This is a genomic window from Paenibacillus phyllosphaerae (assembly GCF_014192105.1).
Taxonomy (GTDB): Bacteria; Bacillota; Bacilli; order Paenibacillales; family Paenibacillaceae; genus Paenibacillus_Z; species Paenibacillus_Z phyllosphaerae.
Genome location: NZ_JACHXK010000002.1, coordinates 46,199 through 61,671 on the forward strand (window position 1 = coordinate 46,199; position 15,473 = coordinate 61,671).

Genomic DNA, 15,473 nt, shown 5'->3' on the forward strand with positions numbered 1-15,473 from the left:
GATTTGTCGAATAGAAGCATTAATTAGTTTCACGTCTCCAGGTCAACGTCACTCTGATGCCGCCGGACTCGGCATGCGAATAGCGAAGTCCCGCGTCTTCGCCGAAGAGGAAGGTCATGCGCTGATGGACGTTCCAGGTACCGCAGCCCATATCTCCATCGAGCGGCTTAGTCAGGTTGCGCTGCAACCGCTCCAGCGCATCGTCCGACATGCCCACTCCGCTATCTTCCACCGTAATGGTGTATACGCCGTCTATAAGCTGTCCGCGGACGCTGATCTCGCCGTCTTCTGCCTGGGGCTCGAGTCCGTGAATGATGGCGTTCTCGATTATCGGCTGCAGCGTCAGTCTCGGGACCGTGACCGATAGCAGCTCATCGGGCATATCGATGGTGAAGCGCATCCGTTCCAGCCGCAGCGATTGGATCTTCAAGTAGTTGGTCACCATGCGGACTTCTTCGCGGACGGTAGCCAGGTCGTTCTCGGATCTCGTGATGTACCTGTAGTATTCCCCGAGGTTCAAGGACATGGCAACCACGGCCTCTTCGTTCTTCATGCGCGCCATGTTCTTGATATAGAACAGGCAATTGTACAGGAAGTGAGGATTAATCTGCGATTGCAGCTGCTTAAGCGTCGCTTCGCGCCGGCGGAGCTGCTCTTCGTAGACGTTCTCGATCAGCTCTTGGATTCGCTGCGCCATAATATTGAACCGCCCGAACAGCACGCTGAATTCCCCGCGCTCCGAGTGGTCGAGTCTCACGGAGAAGTCTCCGGCGGACAAGCGCTTGGTGCCTCGCACCAGCTGCAGGAGCGGGAGCTGGACGCTGCGGTACAAGGCGAACACGACGGCGAAGCTCATGACAAGCAGGAAGGTGATCGACATGTAGAACAGATTCCGGCTGCTTGTAATGGGGCTTAGAATTTGCTGCATCGGCACGAAATCGACATAATACCAGCCCAGAGCGTTCGATTGGATGTAGGAAACGTAATATTCCGTATCGTTCAACTTGGTACGGAACCCGCCGGTCTGCGCGAGTGTGGGCGCTTTCAATTGCTCCGACAATTGGCCGACGAGCGACTCGTTCGCCGAGCTATTGCGGATCGTCCCATGCTCCGGACTGAATAAGAACGGATCTCCGCTGTTATTGACTTTGTTCTGATCGAGCAGCGCCGTCAGATGATTGGTCGGGAAACTGATTTTCGTAATGAGACGCGCGGACTTGGGATTGCTCATGGCCGAGACCGGCTCGGTCGCATGCCAGGTGAAGCTGTCCCCGTCATAGCTCCATGCCTGCGGGAACGGGGCTTCGAACTCCGTCTCGTCGTATTCGAGCCTGGAGTAATAATCGGTCGAGAGTACTTCCCGCACGCGGGGAAAATAGAGCGTTATCTCAGAATGCCACTTGCTCGCGGCATTGTATAGATTCATTTTCTCCAGAATGGCCACGCTCAGCTTCACGCGTTCATACGGCATGCCGGCATAATCGGGACGCTGATATTCCTGGATGCTCGAGTCTTGTCCGATCGATACGCCGTACAGCGCCAGCTGATAAATTGTCGCTTCGACCTGCGAGGCGAAGAAAGAGAGCCGATTGGTCGTGCTGCGCTGAATCTCGCTTTCGATAACGTTCACGCTTTCCCGGTTGGAATAGGTGTAGAGGGAGATGACCGGGATGAGCAGCAGCAGGATCAGGAGCGTAATTTTGGTGAAAACATTGAAGCGCGACAGCAAATCGGCCCCTCCTTCATCTAGTTAAAATATCAATACTGTTGTTGCAATATTAGGATATAGAACCCACATCGCCGTTGCTATAATCGTTATATTACAAGGTCTGGCGGGCCTAGCAAAGTAAAATATTTGTCAGAACATGGAGGGTGCAAACGTGAAAGATATGGCAATAAGAGCAGGAAGCCCGAGGGTGCAGGGGGTTGCTGCCAAGGGGAAATGGAACATGAAACGGAACTGGCCGCTGCATATGATGCTCGTCCCGGCCGTGCTGCTGACCCTTATTTTTCAATATCTTCCGATGGGCGGACTTGTCATTGCCTTCCAGGATTTCAAACCTTGGCTGGGCTTAACCGGCTCCAAGTGGGTGGGCCTGGATAACTTCCGATTCCTGTTCAAATATCCGGGCGTGGACCAGGTCATCTGGAATACGCTGATCATCGCGTTCTTCAAAATTGCGGCAGGGCTTATAGCGCCGTTCTTGTTCGCGGTGCTGCTGAACGAGGTGCGTTCCATGGCGTTCAAACGGGTCACCCAAACGCTCGTCTACCTGCCGCATTTTCTATCGTGGGTCATTCTGGGCGGCATTCTGCTCGACATTCTGTCTCCGGATGGGGGCATGGTCAACCGGCTTGTCGTAGCGCTGGGCGGACAGCCGATCTTCTTCCTCGGCGACGGGGACTGGTTCCGCATTACGCTAATCGTCAGCGATGTATGGAAAGAGTTCGGGTTCGGCACCATCGTGTTCCTCGCTTCCCTGGCCGGCATTAATCCGGCGCTCTACGAAGCGGCCGAGGTGGACGGCGCGAACCGGCTGAAGCAGACGCTGCACATTACGCTGCCTGCGCTGATGCCGATTGCGATCGTGCTGCTTACGCTCTCGATCGGGAACATTCTGAACGCCGGGTTCGATCAGGTGTTCAATCTGTATAACCCGCTGGTGTACGAGAAGGGCGACATCATCGATACCTTCGTCTACCGCCTGGGCATCCTGAACGGCAAGATGAGCTTCGCCACGACGGTCGGCTTGTTCAAATCCGTAGTAGGAACGGTGTTGATCGTAGCTTCATACTGGCTAGCTTATCGGCTCGCCAACTATCGCGTGTTTTAAGAGGAGGATTTACGCTTGTACCACAAAACAGTAGGCTACAAAATTTTCAGCATCTGGAACTATCTTTTCTTGGGCATGTTGTCGCTCCTGTGCATTCTGCCGATCATTCACATCTTGGCCGTCTCCTTCAGCAGCATGGCACCGGCTTCGTCCAATCTGGTCGGTTTCTGGCCGATGGGATTCACGACGGATGCGTATGAGAAAACGTTCGGCAATACGAACTTCTTGAATTCCTTGTGGGTGTCGGCCCAGCGGACGGTCATCGCCACCGTGGTCGGCATGGCGCTCGTCATGTTGACGGCATTCCCGCTCGCGAAGGAGGAGAACAGCTTCAAAGGGCGTTCGATCTACACCTGGTTCTTCGTCTTCACGATCTTGTTCAGCGGGGGACTGATCCCAAGCTATATTCTGGTGCAGAAGCTGGGGCTGATGAACACGATCTGGGCGCTCATCCTGCCGGGAGCCGTATCCGTCTGGAACATTATTCTGATGATGAATTTCTTCCGGGGACTGCCCAAAGAACTCGAAGAGGCCGCTTTTCTCGATGGCGCGGGTCAATTGAAAACGCTCATCCTCGTCTTCATTCCGCTGTCCATGCCGGCTATCGCGACGTTGTCCTTGTTCACGATGGTTTACCAGTGGAACGCTTGGTTCGACGGCATGATCTATATGTCGGACGTTCGCAATTATCCGCTTGCCTCGCTGCTTCAGACGATTATCGTGCAGCAGGATTTTACGAAGATTAACGTCGATCCGAAGTTGCTCGAGAATATCTCGCAGCGGACGGTGCGGGCGGCGCAGATCTTCATCGGCGCATTGCCGATTCTACTCGTGTACCCTTTCCTGCAGCGCTTCTTCGTGAAGGGGATGGTCATCGGAGCCGTGAAGGAGTAGGCATGCAAGTCAGGACGAGGGCCGGCAGCAGCGGCCCTCCCTCGCGAATAAGCAGGACCGCAAGAACAAGAGTTAGGTCAGAAAGCACGAGATGAGGGGGATATGATGAGTAGAAAATGGATATCGGTTACGCTGATCAGCGGGTTGTTCCTGAGTGCGCTTAGTCCAACCGCATACGGAAAAGAATTGGAGCAGCCCAAGGCTGTTGCCGGATTCGCGGATCTGAGCGGCCACTGGGCACAGCCCGCAGCCGAGGAGTTGGAGGCCTGGGGCCTTATGAAAGGATTTGCGGACGGCAGCTTCCAGCCGAAGCGGCTTATCAGCAGAGCGGAATTCGTTACGGTGCTGGATCGGGCGTTCGGATTCAAGGGCAAGGCGGCGAATCAGTTCGAGGACGTGCGGGAAGGAAGCTGGTATTACGATTCCGTCCGGAGTGCGAGCGGTTCGGGCATCGTGAACGGGATCGATGACGAGCATTTCGCCCCGGAGGCGGATATTACGCGTGAAGAAGCGGCTGTCATGCTTGATCGCGCCTTCCGGCTATCGAAAGGCGATAAATCCGAAGCGGTGCTGCAAACTTACAGCGATGCGGGAGCGATTGGCGGATATGCAAAGAAAGCGCTCACTTATCTCGTAGGAAGCGGAGCCATGAAAGGCGCAAACGGTATGCTCCTTCCGAAGAAGCCGATCACTCGTGCGGAAGCGGCGGTGCTGCTGACGGGCATGATAGCCGATATCGTGACTGCGCCGTCTGTCTACGAGGCTGGTCAGATCGAAGGGAATGTCATCGTCCGGTCGGAAGGCGTAACGGTGAAGAATACGGTCATCGATGGCAGCCTTCTGTTGACGGAAGGCATTGGAGAAGGCGAGATTACCTTGAATAGCGTCATGGTCAGGGGAAATACGATCATTAAGGGCGGCGGCAGCCATTCCATCGAGTTTCATCATTCGCAGCTTGACCGCGTGGTCATCGACAAGTCCGGCGATCCGGTCCGTGTTGCGTTCCTTGATGGGACGAAGGCGAATGACGTAACCGTGATGCAGGCAGCGCAGATCGAATTATCCAAGGATAGCGTGATCGGTAAGCTTGCGATCGGCGATCAAGCGGAACGATCGCAGCTGACAAGCGAAGGGACGATCGACCACCTGACGATCGAGGCAAATGGCGTAACGGTTAACGGTAAGTCCGTTCTAGCCGGCTTAACGAGCTCGATGCGACCGGAGGAGAACGAAGCTGGGCAGCCGGTGGTGACGACAACGCCTAACCCGGGCTCGCCGAGTTCAGAGTTGCCTGTACCGCCTACGACGATTCCGGATAAGGATTGGAAGCTGATCTGGAACGATGAATTCGACGCTGCCGCGGTTGACGCATCGAAGTGGACGGTCGTGGATACTGACGTCGTGTATAACAACGAATTGGAATATTATTCGCCGAACAATGCGAGCATCGTGAAGGACGGCAGCCGCAGTGTACTCCAGCTGGAGGCGAAGAAGGAAGCCTATCGCGGCAGTAATTATACGTCCGCCAAGTTAATCACGCAGGGCAAAGGCGATTGGACATACGGGAAGGTTGTCGTGCGCGCGAAGCTTCCGGTCGATCAGGGGATGTGGCCGGCGATCTGGATGCTGCCGACAGATGAAGCGCATTACGGCGGCTGGCCAGCCGCCGGCGAGATCGACATTATGGAGTTGATCGGCGGGGAGAAGAACAAGAGCCGCGTCTACGGTACTTTGCACTACGACAGCGTTCAGCCGGATGGATCGCACGGCTCCGATCAAGGCAGTTATGATCTCCAGAGCGGGCAATCCTTCGCGGATAGCTATCATGATTTTCAAGTCGAATGGCTCCCGGGCGTCATTCGCTTCTATGTGGACGGCCAGCTTTATCATGAAGTAAGCGATTGGAAGACGAAGGGTCCGGGACAGCCTGAATATTATACGTATCCGGCTCCGTTCGACCGGCCGTTCTACTTGATTCTGAATCTAGCCGTCGGCGGCGATTGGCCGGGCTCGCCGAGTGAAGCATTCGTATCGGATGAGATGAAGGTCGATTTCGTCCGCGTCTATTCGTATGAGAATTTAAGCAGCTGGCCGGATGTGACGGGCAACCCGCCTGAGCCCCCCGCTCAACGCGAACCGCAGGCGGACGGCAATCAGCTGTATAATGATGATTTTACCGGCGATGTGGATGCGGGCGGTGTGCCTCAAGATTGGCAGTACCTGCTCAATGCCAATGGCGCCGGCAGCGTGTCCGTCATTAACGATGAGGTGAAGGGGAAAGCGGCCAAAGTCTCGATCACGCAGCCTGGGGAGCAGCTGTACTCGGTGCAGTTGACGCAGCTCCCGATGTACATTCAGAAGGGCAAGAAGTATCAGGTGACCTTCGATGCAAAGGCCGATGCGAGCCGGTCCATCATGTCCAAGGTGAACCAATATCAGAAGAGCTGGAAGAATTATTCCGGCGAACGCTATTTCACGCTCACGACAGACTGGCAGCCGTACGCATATACGTTCGACATGCGTGAGAGCACGGATAACAATGCGCGATTCGAATTTAATCTAGGCTTGGATGCGGAAACGGTCTATATCGCGAACGTGAAATTGACCGAGATCGGCGATGCCGAGCCGCTGCCGGATGAGTTGGTCGTACGTGCGGCGTTGCCGGACGGCAATCTGGTCTATAACGGCACGTTCGACCAAGGCCAAGACCGTCTGGCCTTCTGGACGAGCACGATCACTCCTGAGGCAAAAGCGCAGATCGGCGTCAACAACTTCCTGAAGTTCCCGATCATGGAACGCCAGCTTGTCGTCGGGTCCGAAGACGGCGGAACAGATGCCAATGCGATAGCTGTATCGCAGCCGGAGTTACCGCTTGAGCCGAATACGACCTATGGGCTTTATTTCGATGCTCGATCCGATCGACCGCGGAGCATGGAGATTGGGCTTGAACGCACCGATGGAGGCAGCGTGCAATTCCCGAAAGGAACGAGCGTTCAGCTTGGCACGGAGCCGCAAACCTATGCCAAGGATATCGTAATCGGCGAAGGGGCGGCGGCCGTGGAATCCGAACTTCGATTGCTCTTCGGCGGAAGCGCCGGAACGGTATATATGGACAATGTGCGTCTTGTGAAGCGGGGACAACCGATCCATGTGAATGGCTATGCGCACGCCTCGGCCACGCAAGCTTGGGAGATGCAAGGGCTGCAGCTGGAGGATTCCGGAGAGGGCGGCAAGAACGTCGGCTATATGGATGAGGGCGATTTGCTTCAATATAAGGTCAGCGTGGAACGGAATGCCGATTATGTCCTTTCTGCGCGCGTGGCGAGCGGCGAAGAAGATTCGCCGATCAGAGTAAGCGTACGGGACGAGGAAGGAACGACCATTGCCGCTTCGGCCTACATGCTGGGGAATACGGGCGGTTGGCAAACCTACCGCACCGTCTATTTTGATCCTGTCCGGTTGGAGAGCGGACACAGTTATTATATTGATATGGAAGGATACGACTATAATACGCTATGGGTCGATATGGCGGAGAGTCTCGTTCGCAACGGGACCTTCGATACCGACATGAACGAATGGAGCTTGATAACGTCAAGCGGTGCCTCAGCGGAGGCTACGGAAGCGGGCGAGCTATCCGTGCGGCTGCCAGGGACAGGAACGCAGTGGTGGGATGAGCAGCTGCAGCAATACGATCTGCTTATTAAGCAGGGTCGAACTTACCGGTTGGAATTCGATGCTTCGTCTTCGGTACCGAGATCCATGCAGGCAGTCGTATCGAAGAGCAGCGGCGATTACGCCAAATATTTGAACGAAGAGGCAGCACTGACCGAAGACTCCGCGCATTACAGTTATACGTTCACGATGGAGCATGACTCGGACATGGCGTCTGTCATCGCCTTCGGATTCGGCCAGCCAGCGTCGGCCGAAGGCTCGCATTCGGTAACTCTCGATAACGTGAGGCTGTACGAGGTGAATCGCGCTGCGGATAACGGCGGTCAGCCGGTTCATATCAATCTGCTGCACAACGGCGATTTTGCGCAAGGGACTGACGGCTGGTTCTCCTATTCGGCCGGCGACCCCTCACAGCTCGCCATTGCTGCCGAGGGTGGGAAGTTACGCGCCTCGATCGGGACGGTTGGGGATAATGCCTGGGATCGGCAAGTCATTAACGAAGGATTCGCTATAGAGGAGGGCTCCCGCTATACGATTACCTTCAAGGCCCAAGCGAGTACCGCGCGCAAGATGGGGATCGGCATCGGCTGGGTCGACGTCGCGGCCAATTATGAATGGCACGGTTATTTCGGCCAGCAGATCGATCTAACGACCGAGGAGCAGACCTTTACGTTCACGTTCGATGCGGCAGCGGATGGTTATTCGAATTCGCGCATTTCCTTCGACATGGGGAATATTCTGGGCGGAAATGCTGGCCAGACCGATATTACGATCTCTGAGGTCAGTTTGGTGAATATCGGACCGGCGAGTTAACCCGAATCGGCAATTGGGGAACTTGCAGTAGTGAAGGATGGCTTAGGCAAGAGGCAAGCTTGACGTTCCTCTCCGATAACGGCTATTATCGATGGATAAAGTCTTGTATCCGAGGTGAACGTAAGGCCTATGAAGTACTCGAAAGCAACGAACTATGCCCTTCATACGATGCTCTTCCTGGCGATCGAGCCGCAGAAGAAGCCGATCGGCGTGCAGCAGCTGGCACAGCAGCAAGAGGTATCGCCTACTTATCTATCCAAGATTTTAACGAAGCTCGTGAAAGCGGGGATGATCGAGTCCGCCTCCGGCGCTAATGGCGGCTATCGGCTGCGGCGGAATTGGGAGGCAATCTCCTTCCTCGATATCATCCATGCGATCGAAGGGACGGCTTCGCTGTTCGACTGCAGCCTCGATCACGGTCCGGAATGCCGGATTCAGCAGGTGGTGCTGGCAGCCGAAACGAAAATGGAAGAGCATCTGCGCAGCCAGACGCTGGGGGAACTCGCGGAACAGATGAAGAATTGCAGTCATGACGCGACCGCGCAGTAAATCGGCCGTTCCATACATGCTAACAAGAGAGGAGTGCTCCGGACGGAGTACTCCTCTTCGCCATTAATTCTCATCGTCGCTAACGTTGCGGGATGGTAGAATGGAAGGGATATGAACGCTTCATCCTTTACTAGAGGAAGGAAGGGACGCCTGTTGGAAGAGGTGCTATTCAAATACATGTCCAGATGGACCACGCTTACCGTGGAAGAGCAGCAGGCGGTCATCGAGGATCTCGTCATCAAGGAATATCCCAAAGGCACGGTCCTGCTGCGCCAAGGCGATGTGCCGACGCATTGCTACTTCATCCTGCAAGGATGCGTCAGGCAGTTCGCGGTGCATGAAGACGGCAGGGAGGTTACCTCGCAATTTTACACGGAAGAGCAGGCCATCGCCGTCTTCAATCTGCACCGATCCGACCAGGCCTCGGCCTACACCTTCACCTGTCTGGAAGATACGGTGCTCGTCGTTGGCGAGCTGGCCATCGAGGAAGAGATGTACAATAAACATACGCAGCTGGCGAATATGACCCGCCGCATGATCGAAGCAAATTTCGGGCAGATGCAAGAAGCGTTCGCGGCCTTCATGGCTTCGACGCCGGAGGAGCGTTTCCGCGCGATACTGCATGAACGTCCGTCTCTAATCGAACGAGTCCCGCAGCACCAGCTGGCGAGCTATCTGGGCATTACGCCGGAATCGTTAAGCCGGATCAAGAAGCGGGTCCAGCATGGCACATGAGAATCGGGACGGGCAGCGCGCAGCGATCGTTGGCGGCAAGCGCGAGGTTGCGCGCTTGCCGTAGTGGCAATGCTAGGAGGATTGGAAGATGCAAGAAGCGGGTGTAGCGGCAATCAGGAGTGAAGTCGAATGATGAATGTGATGATCGTAATGCTGCAGATCCTGCTCAGGCTGCTTGTCGCCGGCGCAGGGGTCTTGCTTATATACCGCCAAGTCATAAGCCGGAAGATCTACAAGGCACACCAGATCCGTTCGGAGAAGGGGATTGACGAGGAGCTTGTGCTGGATATCGGCGGGATCAAGCAATATTTGTACATAAGAGGCGAGGACAGCGGCAACCCGGTCGTGCTATTCCTGCATGGCGGACCCGGCGGGCCGATGACGCCGATGCTGTATAAGTACCAATACGAATGGGAGTCGTATTGTACCGTCGTCAATTGGGATCAGCGCAATGCGGGGCGGACCTATCTGCTCAATAAAAACCATGCCGATGAAGTATTGGCGACGCTCACGGTGGACCGGATGGTAGAGGACATTCACGAGATCGTGCTATACCTCAAGAAGCGATTCCGACAAGAATCTATCATTATAATGGGTCATTCGTGGGGGACGATCATCGGCAGCTTGTTCGTGCAGCGTTATCCCGCATTGACCAGCGGCTATATCGGCGTGGCCCAGGTTGTCCAACTGGACGAGGGCGTCGAACGGATGGCGGCGGAAATTCGGAAGCGGGCGGAAGCGCAAGGGTCAACCAAAGATGCGGCGGCCGTCGATCGGCTTGCCGCCTCGCTGCGGCAAAGCTTCGTCAAGACGGAGAAGATCGCCGCGGATCTGTACCGGATTGCCAAGCGCTATTATGCGTACAAGCCGGATCCGTGGATGTTCATCAAAACCGGTCTTCGCTCCCCGTATTTCTCCTTGAACCAGCTTGCTTATTTCTCGAAAAGGGAAGCGCTTCAAGCGCCGCTGGCCGAGTATGTCTCACGCTTCGATCTTAGGGAACGGGGCGTCGGCTTCGAGGTGCCGGTCGTGATGATGATCGGTGAGTACGATCTTCACTTTCGATACATGCTTGACGACTACTACGAGATGATCCAGGCTCCCTCCAAGCAGCGGCATACCATTGACGATGCCGGTCACGACACGATGCTCGAACAGCCGGAGGCATTCAGCCGCGCGCTGAAGGGGATTGTCGGGCAGTTGGCCGGATAACGGACAGATCGTAATGTTTGTTGGACCATATCCCACAACGAAGAGCGCCCTGCATACGCAGCGGCGCTCTTACGCTTGCTGAATTAATGTCCGCCTTCCACGGCGTCGACATGCTTCAGATGATTACGGTTGAAGTAGAGATAAATGACGGCCAGGACGACGAAGGCGCCGCCGACGATGAACGGCATATGCGGATTGAACCATTCCGCGAGCTTACCGGCCAGATAAGGCGCGAGCGCTCCGCCGATGAAGCGCAGGAAGCTGTAAGCCGCGGAAGCGGTAGGGCGCTCGACCGGGGCGGCGTTCATGACCGCGGTCGTGATCAGCGTGTTATTGTTGCCCAGGAATGCGCCGGCGACGATAACGGCGACGATCAGCACGGTTTTGTCCGTCGTCCAGTTGGCCATGACGAACAGCGTTACGGCGAAGAGCAGCAGCTGGACCATCATCGAAGGCAGCGTGCCGAAGCGCTTCTGCAGCTTAGGCGCCATGAAGACCGAGGTGAAGGCAAGCATTAACCCCCAGCCGAGGAAGACGTAACCAAGCTGATGCTCATCGAGTCCCAGCTTGCCGAGCACGAGCGCGGCGTAGACCAGCAGCGTGAAGAAGCCGAAGTTGTAGAGCGCGGCAGCGATGCCGAATGTCCGAAGCGCTTTGAATCGGAGCGCGCGGAACGGATCGGCGAGCGAAGCTCTCTTCTTGCGGACAGCGGGCGCCGGCTTCGGCATCAGAATCGAGATCATGAGGAACGCCAGCACCATCAACCCGGCAACGCCGAAGAACGGGCCGCGCCAAGAGATGGCGCCGAGCTCGCCGCCCAGCAGCGGTCCGACCGAGATGCCAAGACCGACGGCGACCTCGAACAAAATGATCGAGCGGGCTACGCCCGTCCTCGAAAGCGACACGATGGCGGATAGCGCGGTTGCGACGAACAGCGCATTGCCCAGCCCCCAGCCGCCGCGCAGCCAGACGAGGCTCCAGATGCCATTGGACATACCGCTAAGCGCCGAGAAGACGGCGATTATAATGATGCCCGTGAGCAACGTCCATTTGACGCCCAGCCGCGATGAGATGACGCCCGTAATCAGCATCGCCACGGCCATAACCGCGTTATAGCTGGTGAACAGCAGCGTGACGTCGCTGTGGGAAGCATGGAGCTTCTCCGCAATTGCGGGCAGGATCGGGTCGACGAGCCCTAGACCCATGAAGGCGATGATACTGGCGAAGACGACGGCCAATACCGCTTTGGACTGGTTGAACATGCTGACCGGTTGCGTTTGCGGCTTTATCGCGGCGGCAGCCTGTTTTTGACTTGCTGCAGAAGATTGCATGTCGGGAAGACTCCTTTTGGGTTTGTATTGGAGACATAGCGGGACTTGCGGGCCATGCTCCATGCCTTGTATTGGGGGACTACGTTGTTTATTATAGAGAGGTTAATTGATGGTGTATAATACATGTTAATCTATATATTCATAGCTATAAGTCTATATATGAGGTGAGGGCATGGAGCTGCTCCAATTGCATTACTTCCGGGTCGCGGCCAAATATGAGCATATGACTAAGGCCGCCGAAGAGCTGAAGATCGCGCAGCCTTCCTTGAGCAAAACGATCTCCAGGCTCGAGGAGCATGTCGGGGTTCCGCTATTCGACCGGCAAGGGCGTAATATTAGGCTGAGTTCATTCGGCAAAGTATTCCTCGAACGAGTCGAGCGCGCCTTCCGGGAACTAGAGGAAGGGAAGCGGGAAGTCAGGGATATGGCAGGGCTGAACCGGGGCAGCGTCTCGCTAGCAGCCTCCATCTCCAACGTCATCCCCGAACTTCTGGCGGCTTTCCTGGAGCTGTATCCGAGCGTGCATATTCGTCAGGTGCTGGAGCCAAGAGCGGGCATCAAGCGAATGATTGAGGACGGGCAGATCGATCTCTGTCTTACGACGGCTCCGCTGGAAGGGGAAGACTTCGAATGGCGTCCGCTCATTACGATGGATCTGTTCGTCTGCGTGCCGGACAATCACCGGCTGGCTGGGCGGGACAGCGTCTCGTTGATCGAGCTGAAGGACGAGTCGTTCATCGGCCTTCGGACAGGCTACTTTTTTCGCGATATGACGGATAATCTGTGCATGAAGGCAGGCTTCACGCCGAATACGATGATTGAGGTGGATGAATCGGAGGCGAGTCTCCTGCTGCTAAGGCGCGGGCTCGGCATCACGTTCCTCTCCGAACTGGGCTGGAGCAAGCGGGCGCATCTTGTGCCGAACAAACTGCGGATCGAGGATCCCGACTGTACGGTTACGATCGGCTTGGCCTGGTCGAAGCGGCATTACCTGTCGTTCGCGGCTCAGCGCTTCCAACAGTTCGTGATCGAATTTTATGCGCAGCTGGAGAAGTGAAGCGATCTCTGTCGGTTTTACTTGCAGAGGATTTAAACATAACTTTAGCCAAGTTAACATTTCTTTCATATCCGATTCCCTATACAATGATGTAAGGTTACAGCATCTTTGTATACGACTGGCAGTTAACTTGGGGGAATCAACATGAGCAAATGCCCGTTCTCGTTCGGGTTGTCGAGAGAGAGAAAGAAAGCGCCTGCATATTTGGACAAGCTTCATGAGATCGAAGTCACGATGCGGCTGGACGATCCCGAGCTTGCGAAGCAACTGGGCATGATCGAGCTTACGGAGGAAGAAGTACGGATCGGCAAGCGGTTGCAGCCTCTCATTCAAGCGAATATCGGACAAATCGTGGATAGTTTCTATGGCGCGGTCCTGAAGGTCGAGTCGCTGAAACAATTAATTCAGACGCACAGCACGGTAGAGCGTTTGAAGCAAACGCTGGAGCAGCATCTGATCGAGATGTTCGATGGGCGAATCGACGAACAATTCCTGGCCAAACGGATGCGGGTATCCTTGGTTCATTCAAGGATCGGCCTGGATTCCAAGTGGTACTTAGGGGCGTTCCAGAACTTATTGAACACATTGCTTACCATCGTGAACGAGCAGGTCGAGCGCCGGGACGAAAGCTTGCGCATCAGCCGGGTCGTAACCAAGATTCTGAATTTCGAACAGCAGATCGTGTTGGATGCTTATGAGAAAGAGAATTTGCGCCAAAAGGAAATCGAGTACCAGAAGAAAGAGCAGCTCGTCCATCAAATGATCGCTACCAGCACCGAGGTTGCGGCGTTGGCGGAGGAAACGAGCGCAGCCGTAGCCGAATTGATCGCCAGCAGCCATGACGTGAGCGGGATGGTTCAGCGCAGCGCGGTGAATAGCCGCGAAACCCGCATGATCGCCGAAGAAGGGGAGCAGCGCATGCAGCAACTGGTCGGCAGCATTGAATCGATCGATAGCAGCACCGGCGAGATGGCAAGGGTGGTGACGCGGCTAGGCGATTCGGCGAGCCAGATTACGAAAGTGGTCCATATCGTCAAGGATATTGCCGAACAGACGAATTTGCTGGCGCTCAATTCAGCGATCGAAGCCGCAAGGGCAGGCGAGCATGGAAGAGGTTTCACGGTGGTATCGAGCGAGGTCAAGAAGCTTGCGGAACAGACCAAGCAGTCTCTGGAGCAGATTCAAGGACTGATCGATCAGACGAACCAGTATTCCGCGCACGTGGAAGATGCCATCCACTCGGTGCAGACGCTGGTGACGAACGGATTGACAGCGTCTGCGACTACGCGGGAAGCCTTCAATCATATCATGCTGTCCCTAGGGGCTAATATGGATGAGGCGGTGCTCGTCGAGAAGGAAATACGCGGCCTCGTTCACGTTATTCAGGAGATCGGCCAAGCGACCGGCAAGGTAGCTGTCTCGACGGAAACGCTTAGCGATACGGCGAGTTCGGTGCGCTGAGCTTCACCAGGTCGTCCGCGTAGTTAGCGTCATAGTGCAGGAAGGAAAAATTGCTGAGCGCCTGAAGGGCTTTCCTAATAATGGGAAGCCCTTCATTCGTTGGTATGGAACCGCTGCGAGAGCGGTGAAATAACTTGATGCCTAATTTAGCGCAGCCAATCCCTAAGCACTGTTAATTCCGGACAGTCAAGGATTGCGATAAGCGCCAAACGCGCGATCGCTTGCGCGCCTTCCTCCGAGAAATGCGTATCGTCCGTCAAGCCGTCCGGGTAGTTCGGATGCTCGCCCGGAGCCAGGTGCGTGAACATGCCGATACTGTCTTGCACGCCGGTCTCTTCGAGCAGCTGTTGCGACAGCGCGAACAGATCGAGCAGCGGAACGCCGGACTCGGCTGCCAATTCACGCATCCATCTTGGATAGGGACCGACCGCTTCAGGATCGAGCTTGCCATCTGCGTCGAATCTCCGGCGGCTTACGGAGGTGAGCAGCACCGGCGATGCGCCCGCGCTCCGGGCGGCTTCAATGAACGCGAGCAGGTTCCGTTTGTAATCCTCCTCGTTGCAGTATCGGGTAGGATCCTCGATCTTTTGGTCGTTATGGCCGAACTGAATGAACAGAAAATCCCCGGGTTGGATGGCTCGCTTAATAGCCTCCAGCCGACCTTCTGTTATGTACGATTTCGTGCTTCTGCCGTTGACGGCCCAATTGCGGACGCGCGCGGCCGGCATGAAGTAAAGGGGAAGGAATTCGCCCCAACCGGCCATCGGTTTCTCGCCGCCGCTTTTCTGGGCGCAGGTGGAATCTCCTGCGAGATAGATCGTCGTCATCTTCGGTTATCCTCCTTGTAATCGCTTTAATTTACATCAACGTAGGTACTAAATCATTTGTCAAAAACTCAGGGTAGCCTATATAATG

General features: G+C 55.6%; 11 protein-coding genes. 8 read left to right on the forward strand and 3 right to left on the reverse strand.

What is annotated here, in order from left to right; all coding sequences use genetic code 11:
• Nucleotides 1-19 precede the first annotated feature (19 nt).
• Nucleotides 20-1,729, reverse strand: a complete 1,710-nt coding sequence (locus tag FHS18_RS04380) for a sensor histidine kinase (RefSeq protein ID WP_183597442.1) — start codon at nt 1,727-1,729, stop codon at nt 20-22.
• Between the two features lie 220 nt (nt 1,730-1,949).
• Between FHS18_RS04380 and FHS18_RS04385 the strand changes: the two genes are divergently transcribed.
• The 6 genes from FHS18_RS04385 (at nt 1,950) to FHS18_RS04410 (ending at nt 10,709) form a co-directional block, all read left to right on the forward strand.
• A complete protein-coding gene (locus FHS18_RS04385) occupies nt 1,950-2,834 on the forward strand; it encodes an ABC transporter permease (RefSeq protein WP_246427462.1) in 885 nt (294 codons plus the stop codon).
• Between the two features lie 15 nt (nt 2,835-2,849).
• Nucleotides 2,850-3,728 (forward strand): carbohydrate ABC transporter permease, encoded by an 879-nt coding sequence (locus tag FHS18_RS04390; protein WP_183597444.1) that lies wholly within the window; start codon nt 2,850-2,852, stop codon nt 3,726-3,728.
• A gap of 102 nt (nt 3,729-3,830) precedes the next feature.
• Complete coding sequence (locus FHS18_RS04395; protein WP_246427463.1) at nt 3,831-8,213, forward strand: carbohydrate binding domain-containing protein; 4,383 nt, start codon at nt 3,831-3,833, stop codon at nt 8,211-8,213.
• 129 nt (nt 8,214-8,342) lie between these two features.
• Nucleotides 8,343-8,762 (forward strand): RrF2 family transcriptional regulator, encoded by a 420-nt coding sequence (locus FHS18_RS04400; RefSeq protein ID WP_183597446.1) that lies wholly within the window; start codon nt 8,343-8,345, stop codon nt 8,760-8,762.
• Nucleotides 8,763-8,915: 153 nt separating this feature from the next.
• Nucleotides 8,916-9,497, forward strand: coding sequence for a Crp/Fnr family transcriptional regulator (locus FHS18_RS04405; RefSeq protein WP_183597448.1), 582 nt, complete (start codon nt 8,916-8,918; stop codon nt 9,495-9,497).
• Nucleotides 9,498-9,626: 129 nt separating this feature from the next.
• Nucleotides 9,627-10,709: an alpha/beta fold hydrolase gene (locus tag FHS18_RS04410; RefSeq protein ID WP_183597450.1), complete on the forward strand. Its 1,083-nt coding sequence runs from the start codon at nt 9,627-9,629 to the stop codon at nt 10,707-10,709.
• An 83-nt stretch (nt 10,710-10,792) separates the two neighbouring features.
• Here FHS18_RS04410 and FHS18_RS04415 read toward each other — a convergent pair whose 3' ends face one another.
• Nucleotides 10,793-12,040: an MFS transporter gene (locus FHS18_RS04415; protein WP_183597452.1), complete on the reverse strand. Its 1,248-nt coding sequence runs from the start codon at nt 12,038-12,040 to the stop codon at nt 10,793-10,795.
• A 172-nt stretch (nt 12,041-12,212) separates the two neighbouring features.
• Here FHS18_RS04415 and FHS18_RS04420 point away from each other — a divergent pair, with 172 nt between their 5' ends.
• Together FHS18_RS04420 and FHS18_RS04425 are read left to right on the forward strand one after the other, a co-directional pair.
• Nucleotides 12,213-13,097 (forward strand): LysR family transcriptional regulator, encoded by an 885-nt coding sequence (locus FHS18_RS04420; protein WP_183597454.1) that lies wholly within the window; start codon nt 12,213-12,215, stop codon nt 13,095-13,097.
• Between the two features lie 144 nt (nt 13,098-13,241).
• A complete protein-coding gene (locus FHS18_RS04425) occupies nt 13,242-14,558 on the forward strand; it encodes a globin-coupled sensor protein (protein WP_183597456.1) in 1,317 nt (438 codons plus the stop codon).
• A gap of 146 nt (nt 14,559-14,704) precedes the next feature.
• On the opposite strand, the gene FHS18_RS04430 is transcribed toward FHS18_RS04425, so the two are convergent.
• Nucleotides 14,705-15,385, reverse strand: a complete 681-nt coding sequence (locus FHS18_RS04430; RefSeq protein ID WP_183597458.1) for a rhamnogalacturonan acetylesterase — start codon at nt 15,383-15,385, stop codon at nt 14,705-14,707.
• Nucleotides 15,386-15,473: the final 88 nt, after the last annotated feature.

Excerpts from the sequence above, each read along its gene's own strand:
- FHS18_RS04425 (WP_183597456.1), top strand. The coding sequence starts at position 13,242 with ATGAGCAAATGCCCGTTCTCGTTCGGGTTGTCGAGAGAGAGAAAGAAA.
- FHS18_RS04385 (WP_246427462.1), top strand. The coding sequence starts at position 1,950 with ATGAAACGGAACTGGCCGCTGCATATGATGCTCGTCCCGGCCGTGCTG.
- FHS18_RS04410 (WP_183597450.1), top strand. The coding sequence starts at position 9,627 with ATGATGAATGTGATGATCGTAATGCTGCAGATCCTGCTCAGGCTGCTT.
- FHS18_RS04395 (WP_246427463.1), top strand. The coding sequence starts at position 3,831 with ATGATGAGTAGAAAATGGATATCGGTTACGCTGATCAGCGGGTTGTTC.
- FHS18_RS04430 (WP_183597458.1), bottom strand. The coding sequence starts at position 15,385 with ATGACGACGATCTATCTCGCAGGAGATTCCACCTGCGCCCAGAAAAGC.
- FHS18_RS04400 (WP_183597446.1), top strand. The coding sequence starts at position 8,343 with ATGAAGTACTCGAAAGCAACGAACTATGCCCTTCATACGATGCTCTTC.
- FHS18_RS04415 (WP_183597452.1), bottom strand. The coding sequence starts at position 12,040 with ATGCAATCTTCTGCAGCAAGTCAAAAACAGGCTGCCGCCGCGATAAAG.
- FHS18_RS04420 (WP_183597454.1), top strand. The coding sequence starts at position 12,213 with ATGGAGCTGCTCCAATTGCATTACTTCCGGGTCGCGGCCAAATATGAG.